The 16,376-nt window shown below is 68.4% G+C and carries 13 protein-coding genes and 2 pseudogenes; 6 read left to right on the top strand and 9 right to left on the bottom strand.

Annotated features, from left to right (window positions below):
- The first annotated feature begins 17 nt into the window (after window positions 1-17).
- Window positions 18-896 (top strand): alpha/beta fold hydrolase, encoded by an 879-nt coding sequence (locus AC069I_RS26950; protein WP_478224760.1) that lies wholly within the window; start codon window positions 18-20, stop codon window positions 894-896.
- Here AC069I_RS26950 and AC069I_RS26945 read toward each other — a convergent pair.
- From AC069I_RS26945 to AC069I_RS26935, 3 genes are read right to left on the bottom strand one after another with little or no spacing between them, the layout of a single operon-like run.
- Window positions 881-2,362 (bottom strand): flavin-containing monooxygenase, encoded by a 1,482-nt coding sequence (locus AC069I_RS26945; protein WP_478224761.1) that lies wholly within the window; start codon window positions 2,360-2,362, stop codon window positions 881-883. The two genes, AC069I_RS26950 and AC069I_RS26945, sit on opposite strands and share 16 nt — an antisense overlap.
- Complete coding sequence (locus AC069I_RS26940; RefSeq protein ID WP_478266637.1) at window positions 2,359-3,063, bottom strand: SDR family NAD(P)-dependent oxidoreductase; 705 nt, start codon at window positions 3,061-3,063, stop codon at window positions 2,359-2,361. Before AC069I_RS26940 ends, AC069I_RS26945 begins: the two co-directional genes overlap by 4 nt.
- Before the next feature lie 48 nt (window positions 3,064-3,111).
- A complete protein-coding gene (locus tag AC069I_RS26935) occupies window positions 3,112-4,059 on the bottom strand; it encodes a patatin-like phospholipase family protein (protein WP_478266636.1) in 948 nt (315 codons plus the stop codon).
- Between the two features lie 48 nt (window positions 4,060-4,107).
- Between AC069I_RS26935 and AC069I_RS26930 the strand changes: the two genes are divergently transcribed.
- Window positions 4,108-4,740 carry a TetR/AcrR family transcriptional regulator gene (locus AC069I_RS26930; RefSeq protein WP_478224764.1) on the top strand — a complete coding sequence of 211 codons (633 nt, stop codon included), beginning with the start codon at window positions 4,108-4,110 and terminating at the stop codon, window positions 4,738-4,740.
- A gap of 138 nt (window positions 4,741-4,878) precedes the next feature.
- Here the strand turns inward: AC069I_RS26930 and AC069I_RS26925 are convergent, their stop codons facing one another.
- From AC069I_RS26925 to AC069I_RS26915, 3 genes and pseudogenes are all read right to left on the bottom strand, one after another.
- Window positions 4,879-5,832 (bottom strand): helix-turn-helix transcriptional regulator, encoded by a 954-nt coding sequence (locus tag AC069I_RS26925; RefSeq protein ID WP_478224766.1) that lies wholly within the window; start codon window positions 5,830-5,832, stop codon window positions 4,879-4,881.
- 439 nt (window positions 5,833-6,271) lie between these two features.
- Window positions 6,272-7,390: pseudogene (locus AC069I_RS26920) on the bottom strand (CaiB/BaiF CoA transferase family protein); the annotation flags it as partial.
- Window positions 7,391-7,407: 17 nt separating this feature from the next.
- Entirely contained in the window at window positions 7,408-8,556 is a 1,149-nt protein-coding gene (locus tag AC069I_RS26915) for an acyl-CoA dehydrogenase family protein (protein WP_478224767.1), read from the bottom strand.
- Between the two features lie 86 nt (window positions 8,557-8,642).
- On the opposite strand from AC069I_RS26915, the gene AC069I_RS26910 reads away from it, so the two are divergent.
- The 3 genes and pseudogenes from AC069I_RS26910 to AC069I_RS26900 all read left to right on the top strand — a co-directional run bounded on the left by AC069I_RS26910 (window position 8,643) and on the right by AC069I_RS26900 (window position 11,586).
- Window positions 8,643-9,590, top strand: a complete 948-nt coding sequence (locus AC069I_RS26910) for a LysR family transcriptional regulator (protein WP_478266689.1) — start codon at window positions 8,643-8,645, stop codon at window positions 9,588-9,590.
- A complete protein-coding gene (locus AC069I_RS26905; RefSeq protein WP_478224768.1) occupies window positions 9,587-10,369 on the top strand; it encodes an alpha/beta fold hydrolase in 783 nt (260 codons plus the stop codon). Before AC069I_RS26910 ends, AC069I_RS26905 begins: the two co-directional genes overlap by 4 nt.
- A gap of 64 nt (window positions 10,370-10,433) precedes the next feature.
- A pseudogene (locus AC069I_RS26900) lies at window positions 10,434-11,586 on the top strand (MFS transporter).
- A gap of 567 nt (window positions 11,587-12,153) precedes the next feature.
- Here AC069I_RS26900 and AC069I_RS26895 read toward each other — a convergent pair.
- Both AC069I_RS26895 and AC069I_RS26890 read right to left on the bottom strand, forming a co-directional pair.
- On the bottom strand, window positions 12,154-13,305 hold the full coding sequence (locus AC069I_RS26895; protein WP_478266635.1) for an HNH endonuclease signature motif containing protein: 1,152 nt from the start codon (window positions 13,303-13,305) through the stop codon (window positions 12,154-12,156).
- A gap of 352 nt (window positions 13,306-13,657) precedes the next feature.
- Window positions 13,658-14,710 (bottom strand): FAD-dependent oxidoreductase, encoded by a 1,053-nt coding sequence (locus tag AC069I_RS26890; protein ID WP_478224770.1) that lies wholly within the window; start codon window positions 14,708-14,710, stop codon window positions 13,658-13,660.
- 81 nt (window positions 14,711-14,791) lie between these two features.
- Between AC069I_RS26890 and AC069I_RS26885 the strand changes: the two genes are divergently transcribed.
- Window positions 14,792-15,355, top strand: coding sequence for a TetR/AcrR family transcriptional regulator (locus AC069I_RS26885; protein ID WP_478224771.1), 564 nt, complete (start codon window positions 14,792-14,794; stop codon window positions 15,353-15,355).
- On the opposite strand, the gene AC069I_RS26880 is transcribed toward AC069I_RS26885, so the two are convergent.
- Complete coding sequence (locus AC069I_RS26880) at window positions 15,352-16,347, bottom strand: TerC/Alx family metal homeostasis membrane protein (RefSeq protein WP_478266634.1); 996 nt, start codon at window positions 16,345-16,347, stop codon at window positions 15,352-15,354. The two genes, AC069I_RS26885 and AC069I_RS26880, sit on opposite strands and share 4 nt — an antisense overlap.
- Between the last annotated feature and the right edge of the window lie 29 nt (window positions 16,348-16,376).

Genomic DNA, 16,376 nt, shown 5'->3' with positions numbered 1-16,376 from the left:
GCTGTGATCATGGCGGCGTGGACTTCAGGATCGATGACCCGGCCAGGCTGGGAGAAACCGGACTACCCGACGGACGCGTTCTCGGCTGGGCCGAGTGGGGCCCCCTAGACGGCGAAGTCGTGCTGCTGATCCCCGGCGCGGCGACGAGCCGTCGGCTGGGGCTGCCCGCCGGAGTGGTGGAGTCGCTGAACGTCCGGCTGGTCACGGTCGACCGGCCGGGGCTCGGCTCTTCCAGCCCGCTGGCGGATCGCACGTTCGCCGATTTCGCCGCGGACATCGCCTGTCTCGCGGGCGAACGGGGTTTCGGGATCCCGCCGATGATCGCCAACTCACAGGGTGCCCCGTTCGCCTTCGCCTGCGCCGCGGCGGGAGCGGCCGGTCCGCTCGCCATCGTGTCCGGCGCGGACGAGATCAGCGGGCCGGAGTTCACCGGGAAGCTGCCCGAAGAGCTGGCGGGACTGGTCGCTCTGGTCGCTTCCGATGCCGCCCGCGCGGAAGCCGTCTTCACCGGTTTCGACGCCGACGCCATGTGGAACCTGGTGACGCGCTCCGCCCCGGACGCCGATCTGGCGGTCTACACCGCTCCGTCGTTCGAGTCCGCCTACCGTCGGGCGATGGCCGAGGCGTTCGGCCAGGGCCCGGCGGGGTACGCCCGCGACACCGTCCTCGCCATGGGCCGCTGGCCGTTCGCGTTGTCTTCGATCACCGGTCACGTCGATCTCTGGTACGGCGGACAGGACCGAAGCCACTCTCCCGACAACGGGGTCACCCTCGCCGGTCGCCTTCCCGATGCCACCCTCCGGATCGTCCCCGGCATCGGCGGCGCGGTCCTGTGGACGCACGCCGCCGAGGTCCTGCGCACGCTGCTCGGCAGGGACGGTCAGGCGAAGGTGTAGTCCTCAAGCGGGAAGCTCCCGGCCTCCTTGATGGCGTTCAACGTGGAGGACGGGCGGAGCAGGGTCGCCTCCCCGTGCGGGTTGAAGTAGTAGCTGTTCGCCGGGGCGCAGTCGCCGAGGGTGAAGATCGAGTCGCCGAGGCGTTCGGTCATCCGGTCGAGGAACGCGTCGTTGGCCTCCCGCGTGACCTCGAACTCGGTCGCGCCGCGCCGCCGCATGGCGCCGAAGAGCCGGTCCATATGCCGCATCTGTGTCTCGATGGTGGTGAAATAGGACAGTCCCGAGTAGGAATACGGGCTGTTGAGCGAGATGAAGTTGGGGAACTTGGGGATCGCCACCCCCTCGTAGGCCTGGAAACGGTTCTCCCGCCACCATTTCCCGAGGTTCCGGCCGTCGCGCCCGATGATCTCGATCGCCGGGAAGTTCGCCTCCCACAGATCGAATCCGGTCGCCAGCACCAGGACGTCGATCTCCCGCCGCCCTCCGTCGGCGGTCTCGATCCCGGTTTCGTCGATCTTCGCGATCGACGTCGTCTCCAGGTGCACGTGGTCCTTGGTGAAGGCCGGGTAGTACTCGTTGGAGAACGTCGGGCGCTTGCAGCCGAACGAATAGCGCGGCGTCAGTTCCGCGCGCAGCCGCGGATCCCGCACCTGACGGCGCAGATGCGCCTGGCACCACAGCTTGCCGAGCCGGTTCGCCATCGGCAGTTGCCTGTAGTGCAGGACACCGGACACCATCATCAACTCCAGCAGCGCGGTCCCGGTCAGCCGGGCGGCCCGCTGGGTGAACGGGACCGCGGCGAACGCGCACCGGACCGCCTTGGGCACCGGGAAGTCCAGCTTGGGGCTCACCCAGATCGGCGTCCGCTGGTACACGGTGAGCTCGCGCGCGATCTTCGCGATCTCGGGGATCATTTGGACCGCGGTCGCGCCGGTGCCGATCACCGCGACCCGCTTGCCCGCGAGGTCGTACTCGTCGTCCCAGGCGGTGGTGTGGATGATCTTGCCGCCGAACGTGTCGATCCCGGCGATGTCGGGTTTCTTCGGCTGGGAAAGGAAACCCGTCGCGGTGAGGAGATACTTGGCGGTGACCGGCCCGCCCTCGGCGAGCGAGACCGTCCAGTGCGCGTTCGCCTCGTCCCAGACCGCGCCGGTGACCACCGAACCGAAACGCATATAGCGCCTCAGCCGGTATTTGTCCGCGACGTGCTCGGCGTACCGCTTGAGTTCCGCGCCCGGCGCGAAGAGACGCGACCAGTGCGGATTCGGCTCGAACGAATACGAGTAGGTGGCCGACGGGATGTCGACGGCCAGCCCGGGATAGCGGTTCACGTGCCAGGTGCCGCCGAGGTCGGACTCGCGTTCGAGGATGAGCAGGTTGTCGTAGCCGAGCCGGTTGAGCTGGATCGCCGCGCCCATCCCGCCGAAACCGGCCCCGACGACGACGGCGTCGTACTGCGCGTTCATGCGTTTTCCTCCCGGTGGGTGTCCTGGTCCAGGCGGGCGCGGTAGCCGTCCCGCTCCGGTGAATCGGGGCGCAGCGCCCGGTCGTCCCGCATCAGCCGGCGGAACGCGTTGAGCGCCGGTTCGGGTGTCACGGCCGCGAGGGTCGCGAGCGCGCCGACGTAGCCGGGCACGGCGATCTCCGCCGCGCGCGTGCGGACGGAAGCCACGACGGCGTCGGCGATCCGGCCCGGTTTCACCTTGGGGATCGGCCGCATGTCGAGCCCGGAGGCGAGTGCGGTGTCGACCGCCGACGGCAGCACGGCGCCTTTGACGGGGAACTTCCCGGCCAGCGACGCGACGTTGACGATGTGGCCGCGGCCGCGTTCCAGCATGCCGGGCAGGGCCAGCCGCATACCGTGGACGACGCCGAAGACGTTGACCTCCATGGTCGCCCGGTTCAGTGCGTCGGAGAGGTCGAGGAAGCCACCGTTCGGCATGATCCCGGCGTTGTTGACGAGCACCGCGAGCGGTCCGTTCGCCTGTTCGGCCTCGCCGAGGAACGCGGCGAACGACCCCGGATCGGCGACGTCCAGGTGATGGGCGGTGCCGCCGATGTCGGCGGCGGTCCGTTTCGCGGCTTCGAGGTCGAGGTCGCCGATGGAGACGCGCGCCGAGCGCGGCCATGCGTTCCGCGGTCGCGCGGCCGATGCCCTGCCCCGCACCGGTGATCGCCACATGCGCCCCGTCAAGATCGAGGTCCGGGTACTTGGTCATGCGCGTACTCCTTCTCGTTCGAAGGCTTCGGCGACCAGGCCGGGCGCCGTCCTCAATGCCGTGGTGAGCACGTGCTTCCGCCGCCGTCCGTTCATGAAGTTCGCGCCCATGGCGGCGAGATCGGCAGGCCCCGGCTCGATCCGGACCACCCGGACGCCGGCCGCGCGCAACCGCCGCGCCTCGTCGTCGACCCTCCTGGTCATCGCCGTCCGCAGCAGCCGTTCCAGCCGGGCCGCACCGCGTGCCGGCGCTCCGCCCTCGCTGCTCATCGGCGCGATGAGCACGACATCGCCGACGTCGTGGCCGAGCAGGAGATCGGCCGAGGTCGGGGAGACCGTGCCCCCGTCGACCAGCGGCCGTCCGTCCACAACGGACGGGGGGAACCAGCCGGGGATCGCCCACGACGCGGCGATCGCCTCGCCGAGGCGAGCGGACGGTGCGTCCGGGGAGCCGAGCGCGATTCGCTTCCCGGTCAGGTCCGCGGCCATCAGCCAGGTCGCGGGATGCGGGACCCAGCCGCCGGGCGCCAGCGTGTCCCCGAGTTCGCGAAGCCAGCCCGCGTCGCCCCTTCCCCGAGGCAGAAGACCCGCGAGACCGGCGAGCGTGTCGACGTCCCGCCGCAACGCGGCCCGGACCAGGCCGGTCGCGGGCCAGCGAGGAGACGGCACCGGGGGAAGCCTGTCCGGCACCCGCCGGACGTGCGCGGCGACGACGGCGTCTCCACCGGGCGCGCCGGCCACCGCGTCGAGGATCGCCTTCGCCGGGATGCCCGCCCCGAGCATGGCCACCGCCTCGGCCCCGGCCGACGTCCCGACCAGGACGTCCGCCTCCCGCGGGTCCCAGCCCGCCTTGGCGTGCAGCGCGTCGAGGACCGCGGCCGTCCAGGCGAACCCCAGGGTCCCGCCGCAGCCGAGCACCAGCGCCCTCGCGGAATGACGTATCATTTCCGGAACCGTATGTCATTTGAACGCGCCGGGCAATAAGCTGGCGGGATGACGACGGAGACCCCGGTCAGCAGGGCCGCACGGAAGAAGCAGGAACTACGGCGCGAGATCGTGGAGACCGCGTTCGACTGCTTCGCCGAACGGGGCTACCACGCGACGGGGATCGCCGACATCGCCGCCCGGCTGGGCATCGGGCACGGCACCTTCTACCGGTACTTCCAGAACAAACGGGACATCGTCGACCACGTCATCACGGACCTGGTCGAGAAGGTGGTCGGCGCGCTGGCCGCGGACAACGCGCCGGACGCGGTCAACAGTCTCGCCGAGTACCGCAGGCAGAGCGCGCGGATCGGCGACGCGCTCGCCCGGATCTTCGGCGGCGACCCGCGGATGGCGCGCTTCCTCCTGCTCGAAGCGGCGGGTATCGACGCCGAGATGCGGGAACGGGTGCTGGACTTCTACGAGACCGCCGCCGAGCTGACCGCCGGCTACCTGCATCACGGCGTCCGCCTCGGCTATCTGCACGAGGACCTGGACGTCGACTCCACCGCCCGCGCGATCAACGGCATGATCCTCGCGTCGATCCTGTCCGAGCTGCGGGACCCGTCACCGGAGCGGCAGGCCGCGATGAGCCGGGCGGTCCGCCGGGTCATGTACGACGGGATCGCCGCACCTCGCTAGGAAACCGGCCGGCCGGCCCGGTTTGGCGCACCAGTAGGCGGGGGCTGGGCACTGCCGGTGGGCCGGACTCCATTGAACCGGCCCCGGCGGTCGCGGTCTACCGGCGAAAACGCAGAACCGCACCGACGGAAACGAACTTCACCGCTTACGCAAAGTGTCACTGGGCGACTCGCCGAAGGCCGCACGGTACTGCGCGCTGAACCGGCTGCCGCCCAGGAAACCCCATTTCGCCGCGACACCGGTCACCGTCGTGCCCCCGCCGGGCTCGGCGTCGCGGAGTTCGGCTCTGGCCCGGTCCAGCCGGACCCGGCGCAGATAGGCCATGGGGGTGGTGTCCAGATGTCGCCGGAACGCCAATTGCAGGGCACGCACCGAGACCCGGCAGGCGCGCGCGATGTCGGCGACGCCGAGGTCGAGGTCCGGATTCGCCTCCAGGAAGGCGATCCCGCGGCGTACGGTGTCCGGGACGGCGTCCCGGCGGTCACAAGGACGACCGTCGCCCGTGCCCGCGGTGAAGGTGTCCAGTGCCATGGCGGCCATCAGCCTGCCCGCCGCGCCGAGCACCAGCGGGCCGTTCTCCACGTCCGGTTCGGAGAACAGCCCGGTCATGTACTCGACAGTCCGGCGCCATCGCTGCGCCTTCTCCAGGCTCACCGGCTCGTAGCGCAACCGCTCGATCGCCGCGCCGTCCTGCGCTGGATCGATCCCGGTGAACAGCGACAGGTCAATACTGGTTATCTGCAACCGCGAGCCGTGCATTCCCGTCCGGTAACCGCTGCCGGGGTGCGAGGCGACGAATACGTCGCCGGCGGCCAGCCTTCGGTCGCCGAAACTGTCCTCTACCTGCACTTCACCGCCCAGCACACGCAGGAGCACCACTTTGCCCAGCGGCTGGATGACGATCTCGGTGGTCAGCGTGTTGTGCAGGAGGTCGATCTGCACGTCCCCCACATCACACCGGTTGTGCTCGAATCGGTAGTTTTCGACGCTGCCCCGGACCCGCAACCGGTTGTCACGGTAGGCCTCGGCGATCAGGGCACACGCCTGCTCCGGATCGGTGGTCGCGAACTCCGTCAGTACCGGTTCGTACATGGGATCACGTCTTCTTTCCGTTCGCTTATAACGAAAAGTCAGCCGCCGGAACGTTACCGCCACCCGGCGGGCACTACCAGGTGCACATCGGCGTCATCCGGCTGGTCGGAACGGACCATCCGCGCGATCGAGGATGGCCCTGCCCGTGCTTCGACCGGCTTGTCGACCATCTGGCCGCCCGCCACGGCCACCGAGCCGTCTCCGGCGTGCGCGAGCACGTCCCGCGCCCACTCGATCTCGCTGTCCGACGGGGCCCAGCCCACGATTCGCGGCGGCGACCTGGCGCGGATGCACGCAGAGCTTCCCGGTGTACCCGAGGGTTCTGGCGTGGCCGATATCCGCGGCGAGCGCGGCCTCGTCGTCGAGTGCCGTGGTGACACCGTCGATCGGAGCCGCCCTCCGCGGCCGCGGCTGCGACGACGAGCGCCGACCGCGCGTACCGCAACGCCTCGTGCGACCGGTGGTCGACGGGCACCGGCCCCATGACCGGTTCCCGTCCCGCGACCTCGACCGGCGGGAGCAGCGCCTCCAGCGTTCCGGCGGGGGTTTCCACCGCGCGCCACCGATTCCTCGCGGCCGGCTGTGGATGGCGGGTGAACTGCTCCGGCGACCGCAGCCGGGCGTTGGCGATCCCGGCGCGTTCCAGGAGGTCCCCGACCTCGTCCGCGGTCAGGCCGGTGAAGGTCTCCTCCAGGATCGTGGTGAGCTCGCCGTCGTTGCCGACGCGGTCGTCGTTGGTCCGGAAGCGCGGATCTTCGACGAGTGCCTCCCGTCCCAGAACGTCCCGGCACAGCACGATCCACTCCCGTTCACTTTGGACACTCAGGAAGACCCTGTCGTCACCGGTGCGATACGGGCCATACGGCGAGATCGACGGATGCGCCGCCGCCGTGCGCCGCGGTGGTTCCTGGCCGTAACGGGAGAAATAGGCGGGCTGGCTCATCCATTCACCGAGCGAGTCGATCATCGCGACGTGCAGGCTCGCTCCCTCGCCGGTGCGCTCGCGGTCGTACAGCGCGGTGAGGACGCCGCTGTAGGCGTACATCCCGGTGGCGATGTCGGCGATCGAGATCCCCGCCTTGGCCGGTGTCTCCGGGGTGCCGGTGGACATCACGAGCCCGGTTTCACACTGCACCAGCAGATCGTAGGCCTTCTTCGTCCGATATGGACCTTCCGGGCCGTGGCCGGAGATCGAACAGTGGATCAGTTCCGGACGTTCCGCGCGCAGCGTCCCGGCGTCGAGGCCGAGCCGTTCCACCACGCCGGGCGCGAGGTTCTGCAGGAACACGTCCGACCTGCCGATCATCGCGCCGAGCAGCGCCCGGTCCGCCGGCTCCTTGATGTCGAGTTCGATGCTTTCCTTGCCCCGGTTGAGCCAGACGAAGTAGCTCGACTGTCCGTGCACGGTGTGGTCGTAGTCGCGGGCGAAGTCGCCGACGCCGCGGCGTTCCATCTTGATGACGCGCGCGCCGAGGCCGGCGAGCTGACTGGAGGCGAACGGAGCGGCGACGGCCTGCTCCAGCGCGACGACGGTGATTCCCTCGAGTGGTTGGCGCACACTGCCTTCCTCGGTGTTCAGGACGGGATGCGGTGCCGTTCGATCAGCTGACGTGCGATCACGCCGCGCTGGATCTCGTTGGTGCCCTCGCCGACGATCATCAGTGGCGCGTCACGGAAGTACCGCTCGACGTCGAACTCCGTCGAGTAGCCGTAGCCACCGTGGATGCGGACCGCGTCGAGCGCGATCTCCATCGCGGCCTCGGAGGCGAACAGCTTCGCCATCCCCGCCTCCATGTCCGAGCGTTCACCCGAGTCGTAGCGTCGCGCCGCGTGGTGCGTCAGCTGGCGGGCGGCCTCGAGTTTGGTCGCCATGTCCGCGAGATGGTTGCCGATCGACTGGTGCTGCCAGATCGGTTTGCCGAAGCTCTCGCGTTCCTGGGCGTAGCGCAGGGAATCCTCCAGCGCCGCCCGGCCGACGCCGAGTGCCCGGCAGGCGACCTGGATCCGGCCGATCTCCAGGCCCCGCATCATCTGGCCGAATCCGCGTCCCTCCACCCCGCCGAGCAGTGCCGTGACCGGCGCGCGGAAGTCGTCGAACGAGAGCTCGCAGCTCTCGACACCCTTGTAACCGAGCTTGGGCAGATCCCGTGAGACCTCGAAGCCCGGCCCCTTCTCCACCAAGAGGATCGAGATCCCCTTGTGCGCGGGTTCGGCGGCGGGGTCGGTCTTGCACAGCAACGCGACCAGCTGGGACCGGCGCGCGTTGGTGATCCATGTCTTGCTGCCGTTGACCACGTACTCGTCGCCCTCGCGCCGCGCCGTGGTGCGGAGTGCCTGCAGATCCGAGCCGCCACCGGGTTCGGTGAGCGCCATCGTCGCCCGGATCTCACCCGTCGCCAGCTTCGGCAGATAGGTGTCCTTTTGCTCCTGAGTGCCATACGTGGCAAGGAGCTTCGCGACGACGGTGTGTCCGCCCATCGCGCCGGCGAGGCTCATCCAGCCGCGCGAGAGCTCCTCCGTCACCAGCGCGTAGCACTGGGCGGAGACCTGGGTCTCGCCCCAGGGCTCGGGCACGGCCAGCCCGAAGACGCCCATCGCCTTCATCTGGTCGATGAGCTTCTCGGGATAGGTGTTCGTGTGGTCGAGCTCCCGCGCGACGGGCCGGACCTCGCGATCCACGAACTCGGCCACGAGCGCGACGATGGCGGTCTCTTCCTCGGTCATATGGCTATCATGAGCGTTGATGAGACGGTATGTGAAATACCGAATCATGATGGCCGCATACCGGACCGCGATGAGCAGGGGTGAAGGTGGATTTCAAGCAGCTCAAGGCGTTGGTGACAGTCGCCGAGCTCGGCAGCGTGACCCGCGCGGCCGAGTTGCTGCACCTTGTCCAGCCCGCCGTCACCCGGCAGATCCGCACCCTGGAACAGGAACTCGGGGTGCCGTTGTTCGAGCGGACCCGCCACGGGATGCGCCCCACCGAGGCGGGCGCGACACTCGTCGAACGTGCCCGGCGGGCGCTCACCGAACTCGACCGGGCCCGTGCCGAGCTGGCCCCGAAACCCGGGGTGGTCACCGGGATCGTCACGGTCGGCCTGCTGGAGAGCGCCGCCGAACGGCTCGCCGCGCCGCTCACCACGGACGTGTTCCGCGAGCATCCGGGGATCGAACTGCGGCTGCTCACCGCGTACTCCGGGCATCTCCAGCGGTGGATCGACGACGGCGACGTCGACCTGAGCCTGCTCCACAACCTGACCAGTACACCGTCGCTCAACGTCCGTCCGCTGGTCCGCGAACGGCTGTGGGCGGTCGCTCCCCCGTCGGCCGGGCTCGATCCCGCACAGCCCGTCCCGTTCGCCGAAGTGGCCGCGCATCCGCTGGTGATGCCCTCCGAGGGGCACGCGCTGCGCACCCTCATCGACGGCGCGGCCCGCGAGGCGGGCGCCGAGGCGGAGGTCACCGTGCAGACCAACGCCATGACACTGCAGAAACGCCTCGTGCTCGGCGGGCACGGCTGGACGATCCTGCCCGGCATCGGCATCGCGGCGGACGTCGCGGACGGAACCCTGAGCGCGGCTCCGGTGTGCGAACCGGAGGTCTGGCGCACCGTCGTCCTCGGTACGCCCAGGACGGGGCGCGTCACACCCGCCGTCGACGCCGTCGCGCGGGCGCTGGTCCGGCAGATCCACCGGACCGTGCGGGAGGGCGACTGGCCCTCGGCACGGCTCTGGGAAGACCGAACAGGAGAAGAATGAGCACGCTCCCCCGCACCGGCCACGCCGTCGCCGCCGACGGCACCCGGCTGGCCTATCAGTGGCACGGCACGGGCAGGCCGCTCGTGCTGCTGGCCGGGCAGGCGAACGACCACACGTGGTGGGATCGCACGCGCGAAGACTTCCCGAGCACGATCACCATGGACTACCGCGGTACAGGTGGCAGCGACGCACCCGATTCCGCTTACTCCACAACGGGTTTCGCGGACGACGTGATCGCGGTCCTCGACGAACTCGGAGTCGGTGAAGCCGATGTCTACGGCACCTCGATGGGTGGCCGCGTCGCCCAGTGGGTCGCCGCGCGGTATCCCGATCGGGTACGGCGGCTCGTGCTCGGCTGCACCTCGCCCGGTGGCACGCACGGTGTCGAGCGGTCGAACGACGTGCGGTTGGCCTTGGCCCGGCGGTCTTCCCTGGAAGCACGGGAGACGCTGGAGAACCTGATGTACACACCCGTCTGGCGAGCGGCCAATCCCGGTCCGTACCGGGTGCTGGGCGCGCACGGCATGCCGCCGCACGCGGTGCGCGGACATCTGGTCGCGAGCAACACGCACGACGCCTGGGATGTGCTTCCCGAGATCACCGCGCCCACGCTGGTCCTGCACGGTGACGACGATCTGCTCGCACCCGTGGCGAACGCGCCGCTGTTGACGGAGCGGATCCCCGACGCGCGGATGCATCTCTTCGCCGGGGCGCGCCACGCCTACTTCGACGAGTGCCGTCCCGAATCGAGCGAGCTGGTGAGCGACTTCCTCGGGTAGACCATGCCGACCGGGTACGTGCCCATCGCGGATTTCTATTTCTCAACCGCAGGGATCACAGCTCATGATGGTCGGCGCTCCCGGAGCGAAGGAGCTTCCCTTGCCGCACAAGAAACCCGGCGTCGTCGCGAACGTGGTCCGCGGCTGCCTCGGCAACCTGGTCGAGTGGTACGACTGGTTCGTCTACGCCTCGTTCAGCATCTACTTCGCGGCCAGCTTCTTCCCCGAGGGAAACCTGACGGCCCAGCCTCTACGCGGACAAGTTCGGCCGCCGGGCCGCGCTGCCCCCGTCCGTGACGCTGATGAGCTTCGGCTCGCTGGCCATCGCTCTTACTCCCGGCTATTCGTCGATCGGTATCCTCGCGCCCGTGATCCTCGTGGTCGCCAGGCTCGCGCAAGGTCTCTCGGTGGGCGGCGAGTTCGGTTCGAGCGCGACCTACCTGTCCGAGATCGCCACTCCGCGGCGACGCGGGTTCTACTCGAGCTTCCAGTACGTCTCGATCACCGTCGGGCAGCTTTCGGCCCTGCTGGTGATGATCGTGATGCAGTCGCTGCTCACCGAAGCGCAGATGTACGCGTGGGGCTGGCGGGTCCCGTTCGTGCTCGGCGCGCTCGCCGGGCTCGTGGTGATGTACCTCCGCCGAAGCATGGTGGAATCGGAGCACTTCCAGCGCACCGCAACTGCCGGCTCGCCTTCCCGCGGCGGCACGGTGGCGTTCTACACCTTCACCAGCTACCTGCAGAAGTACATGGTGAACACGGCGGGAATCCCCAAGCCGACCGCCTCACTCATCGGTTTCGCCGCCCTGTTCCTGTTCATCTTCATGCAGCCCGTCGCCGGCGCCCTTTCCGACCGATGGGGCCGCCGCCCGGTCATGTTCGGCTTCTCCGTCGGCGGCATGCTGCTGACCGTCCCGATCATGACGCTCGTGGGCAGGACAGGGAATCCGTGGGTCGCCTTCCTGCTCATGATCACCGCCATGGTCTTCCTCAGCGGCTACACCGCTTTGTCGGCCATCATCAAGGCGGAGATGTTCCCCACCAACGTCCGCGCGCTGGGAGTCGGACTGCCGCACGCCCTGGCGACCGCGGTCTTCGGCGGACTCTCGGAACCGATCGCGCTGACCTTCGTGGCGACTCTGGTGGTGCGGGAACCTTCGCGTGACTCTTCTCTGGAGATCGACGTGGTGCCTGCACGGGATTCTGTTGTGAGGTAGGCGGTTTGGTGGGGCTTCCGCGGTCACCGTTCCGCGAACCCTTGAGTGGGAACACTGCCGGGGTGCTCGCGGCGGGATGGGTACCGCAGCGACGACGGTTGCCGTTTCGGGGCGAGTAGGGAGTCTCGCCTCTTGCGATGAGCCGTAGCCGAATTCCGGCAATGGGCCACAGATCTCCGCAAGAGACGCAGGAGCGACTGGGGTTTGCGGCAGCGCACTGTTCCGCAAATCTGCACGGGAAGCCGCCGCCCGAACAGGCCGTGGCCGAATTCCGGCGACGGCAGTTGCAGGGTTCCTCAGCTGGAGAGTTGCGACGCTATGGGTCCCGCAGGACCGTCGGCATCGCGCCGATTCTCGCGGAATCTCGCCCCCGCGGCCCGTGCGTTGCCGAATTCCGGCGACGAGCGGTCACAGCGACTCCCCAGCTGGAAGCGTGAGTACCACAGCGACAGTTGCCGTGGCACCGATCCGTACGGAGTCCCGTCCGCGCGCTCAACCGTCGTCGTATTTCGGCGACCAGGCCCGGCGCCGCTCGTTGTGTACACGTTGCCGTTTTTCGGCGACGGTTCAGAACGGTGGTGGTTCCTCGATGCGGGGTTCGTGCAGTGGTGGTGGCGTGCTGTCGTACCTGTGCCCCGTAGGTGTGGTGACGGTGAGGGTGCCGTCCTCGGCCAGCCGATAGACCCAACCGGGTTCGTCCTTGAGGCGGTGGTCGCGGCGGCACAGATCGACCAGCTCAGTATCACTCGTGTGGCCACCGTGCTGCCACGGCACCGAATGGTCGAGGTCGCAGGCCTGGGCGACACGGTGGCAGCCCGGTCTTCGGCATTCCCGGTCCCGTACCCGCACGAACTCACCCAACCCCGCCGTCGGCCGATACCGGTCCCGACCCAAATCCAGGACCTGCCCCGAGAGCGGGTCGGTGATGATCCGCCGCAGGACCGTGTCCGGCCCGGACGCGATCTGCCGCGCCAACGACGCCGGGATGTGGCCGTGTCCGGCCAGTTCGGCGGGATCCTCGTTGATCCCGAGGTAGGTGTTGAGGTCCAGGTAGAGGAACACCTCGCACCGTTCACTCTTCCCGCCCTGCCCACCCAACAGCAGGTCCAAGGCGACATCGGCGCGCAGTTGATCCAGGGTGCGGGTCTCGCCTCCGGTCTTGAGCGCGCGTGCCTCGCGATCGATCCGGGTGTAGGCGGCGGCGACTTTCTCCACCGGGCCGTCGTCGACCTCGATCGAGGCGACCCCGGTCTCGCCGTGCCGGATCGACAACCGGCGCCCGGCACGGTGGCGTTCCGCGCGTCGGGCGGCGCCGTCACGGTCGGCCAGCATCGCCGCGTGGTTCGCCGCCTTCCGGATCTGCTCGGAATTCCGGCCGGGCAGCCGGTCTTCCAGTACCTCGTCCACCGCGCGGGCGTCGTCGTCCGACAGCCACGCGGTCGCGGTCGCGACCTTCATCGCCCCATAACCACCCACTTGTCCCCGGTCCAGCAGTCCGAGTGTTCGGGGCAGGCGGGTGGTCAACGCCGCCGCCGTGGACACCAAGGCGCCTGCGTGACCGTCCACAACGGACAGAGCGAACGCGACCTCCTGCACCACACTCGACGCCCCGTCGCGGTGCCGGTTCAGCTGCGCCAACGCGCGGAACCGGACCGCCTCCAACCGCGCGATCCCCTCCGAGGCCGCGACAGCAGCGTCGACAGCATCCTTATCCTCCATAGAATCCAGCGCCGCATTGACCTCCTTCAACACATCAGAAGCAGTGATTTCCTTGAGTAGCGCCACAGTGGCGTTGCGCGTGTCCACACACAGAAGCTACAACCGACCACCGACAATTTCGGACCGGCGAGAGTTTCCGTTAAACGACAACGTTAATCTCCAACCGCCGCACGAATCTCCGGGCTTCGACAACAGGATATCCCCACGAAGAGCAGCAGCGCCGACCCGGCCGACATGAACCGAAAGTATTCGCCCCCAAGCGTTCTCGGGCGTGACCCTCAGGGAGCAACCATAAAGAACGCCAACCGACCGAAAGTTCCCAAACCCAGGAGTTTTCCCTTACACACCAGCACTAATCGACATCGAGCAACCCCTGAGCACCGTTCTCCAACCGCCGCGCGACTTCCTCCGATCGCGGCAACATGGTCTTCTCGTAAAGAGCAACACCCTCGCCGACAGAGGCAGAACCAGCCAGCGCGAGGGCGAGTTCACAAGCGTCGACCATGGCCAGATTGACGCCGACACCGAGCGGCGGCATCAGGTGAGCGGCATCGCCGAGCAAGGTCACCCATGACGTGTGCTCCCACATGTGCGGAACGGGCAGGACATACAACGGGCGATCGACGTACGGCCCGTCGTTGTCGGTGATCATCCGCAGCATCGACGGCGACCAGTCGGAAAACTCCTCGAGCAGCCGGCCGCGGACATCCGAGGTCGTCCCGATCCAGTCCGCGGGCAGCCGCTGGATGATGTAGACCCGGATGTGGTCCCCGCTGTTGCGCTGGGCGAAAAGGCACCGCTCGCCGTCGGCCGCCATCGCGCTGCCCTTGCCGACGAGTTCGGCGAGTTCGGGGTGCGCGTTCTCGACGTCGTCGAACCACGCCTCCAGGAAGGTGATCCCGGCGTATTCGGGCACGGCGGCCGAAACCGCCGGGCGGACCCGTGACCACGCGCCGTCGGCACCGATGACCAGATCCGTCTCGACCGCCGTTCCGTCCGTGAACAGCAAGCGCCCGGGAGCCTCGACCCGATCCAGGGTCCGTCCCCAGTGGACGGTGCCCGGCTCCAGCGAGTCGAGCAGGAGGCCGCGCAGCTGACCGCGGTCGATCTCCGGTTTGAACATCTCCCCTTCGGCAGGAACGTGATGCTCCAGGAGACGTCCGGCGGGATCCAGTTTGCGCATCTCCTGCCCTTCCGGGCGGGCGAGGGCGAAGAACTCGTCGAGCAGGCCGGCTTCACGCAGGGCCAGCTGCCCGTCGTCCGCGTGGAGGTCGAGGGTGCCGCCCTGGTTGCGGGCCCGGGGATGCGGATCGCGGTCGTAGACCGTCACGGGGACGCCGTGTTTCTGCAGGATGCGGGCGCAGGTCAACCCACCAGGGCCCGCTCCGATGATGCTGATCGTCATAAGCCCAGAAAAGCAGAACGAGTTAAAAAGTGCAATGAGGCAACTTATTGACCGTGACAACTCATGCGGTAGGGTGCGCTCATGGAGACACCAGGACGGCGTGAACGCAAGAAGGCGGCCACCCGCCAAGCGCTGGCGGACGCCGCGCTGAAGTTGTTCCTGGAGCGGGGCTACGACCAGGTGAGCATCCGCGACATCGCCGAGGCGGCCGACGTCTCGACGACGACGCTGTTCAAGCACTTCCCCGGCAAGGAGGCGCTGGTCTTCGACGAGTCGCAGGACCGCGAAGCACGCTTGGTCGCCGCCGTCCGGGAGCGCGAAAAGGGCCAGAGCATCGTCGAGGGACTGCGCGAGTACGTGCTCGCGACGTGGCTTCCGATCACGACGCATCCCCAGTACGCCGAGTTCACCGCGCTGGTGAACGGCACCCCTGCGCTGCAGGAGTACGGCGAGCGCATGTGGACCCGGCACGCCGCGGCCCTCGGCGCCGCCATCGCCGAAGAGACCGGCGTGGGCTTCGACGACATCGCCTGCCGCGCGCTCGCGCGTTTCGTGCTGGACATCCCGGCGCTCACCAGGGGCCGCCCGGATCCGCGGGAGGACGTCGAGAGGATCTTCGACCTCCTCGAACGCGGCTGGCGCTAGTCCTCTTCGGGGCGGGAGCCGCGCAACGAGCCCGGATGCGCCTTGGCGGAGGGATCCTTGCGAGTCTTGAGCAGACTCGCCACCGTCACCACCACGAGGATGCCGATGATCACCGCGAGGCTGACCGGCGTCGAGATCTCCGGAACGCTCTCGTCGATGTCCACGTGTGCCCAGTGCAGGATCAGCTTGATCCCGATGAACCCGAGGATCACCGCGAGCCCGGCCGACAGGTACACGAGGCGATCGAGCAGGCCCTTCACCAGGAAGTACAGCGCCCGCAGGCCCAGCAGAGCGAAGGCGTTGGCCGCGAAGACCAGGTACGGCTCGTCGGTGACGCCGAAGACCGCGGGGATCGAGTCCAGCGCGAACAGCAGATCGATCCCGCCGATCGCGAGCAGCACCACGACCAGCGGCGTGCCCACCCGTTTCCCGTCCAGGCGAGTGAGCAGCTTGCCGCCGTCGTATTCGGTGGACAGCGGCAGGAGACGGCGCGCGGACCGCACCACCACGTTGTTCTCGACGTCCGGATCCTCGTCGCGATGCCGGAACAGCTGGATGCCGGTATAGATCAGCAACAGCCCGAACAGCAGGAACATGAAGGAGAACAAGGAAAGCAGCGTGGCGCCGAGCGCGATGAAGATCGCGCGCATGATCAGCGCGACGACGATGCCGAACGTGAGCACCTTGTGCTGGTGTTCCTCGGGTACCGCGAAGGTGCTCATGATGATCACGAAGACGAAGAGGTTGTCGACCGACAGGCTCTTCTCCACGATGTAGCCCGCGAAGTACTGCTGCCCGAAGTCCCCACCGTGCGCGAGCGTCAGCCAGACACCGAACGCCACCGCGACCAGGATGTAGCCGATCGACCAGGCCACCGCTTCGCCGAAGCCGACCTTGTGCGGCCGCACGGCCGCGAGGATGAGATCGAGTGCCAGAAGCCCGAGCACCAGCCCGATCGTGACGATCCAGGTGAGGCCATCGATCTGGAGCATCCGCACCCTGTCTTTCCGTTGACGGCAAG

The sequence above is a fragment of the Amycolatopsis sp. NPDC043885 genome (assembly GCF_056435685.1).
This window is presented reverse-complemented; position numbering and strand designations above follow the sequence as displayed.

Bases quoted from the DNA above. Each gene is read 5' to 3' on its own strand.
- AC069I_RS26945 (WP_478224761.1), bottom strand. From the start codon at position 2,362: ATGAACGCGCAGTACGACGCCGTCGTCGTCGGGGCCGGTTTCGGCGGG.
- AC069I_RS26935 (WP_478266636.1), bottom strand. From the start codon at position 4,059: ATGATACGTCATTCCGCGAGGGCGCTGGTGCTCGGCTGCGGCGGGACC.
- AC069I_RS26930 (WP_478224764.1), top strand. From the start codon at position 4,108: ATGACGACGGAGACCCCGGTCAGCAGGGCCGCACGGAAGAAGCAGGAA.
- AC069I_RS26925 (WP_478224766.1), bottom strand. From the start codon at position 5,832: ATGTACGAACCGGTACTGACGGAGTTCGCGACCACCGATCCGGAGCAG.
- AC069I_RS26915 (WP_478224767.1), bottom strand. From the start codon at position 8,556: ATGACCGAGGAAGAGACCGCCATCGTCGCGCTCGTGGCCGAGTTCGTG.
- AC069I_RS26905 (WP_478224768.1), top strand. From the start codon at position 9,587: ATGAGCACGCTCCCCCGCACCGGCCACGCCGTCGCCGCCGACGGCACC.
- AC069I_RS26895 (WP_478266635.1), bottom strand. From the start codon at position 13,305: ATGGAGGATAAGGATGCTGTCGACGCTGCTGTCGCGGCCTCGGAGGGG.
- AC069I_RS26890 (WP_478224770.1), bottom strand. From the start codon at position 14,710: ATGACGATCAGCATCATCGGAGCGGGCCCTGGTGGGTTGACCTGCGCC.
- AC069I_RS26885 (WP_478224771.1), top strand. From the start codon at position 14,792: ATGGAGACACCAGGACGGCGTGAACGCAAGAAGGCGGCCACCCGCCAA.
- AC069I_RS26880 (WP_478266634.1), bottom strand. From the start codon at position 16,347: ATGCTCCAGATCGATGGCCTCACCTGGATCGTCACGATCGGGCTGGTG.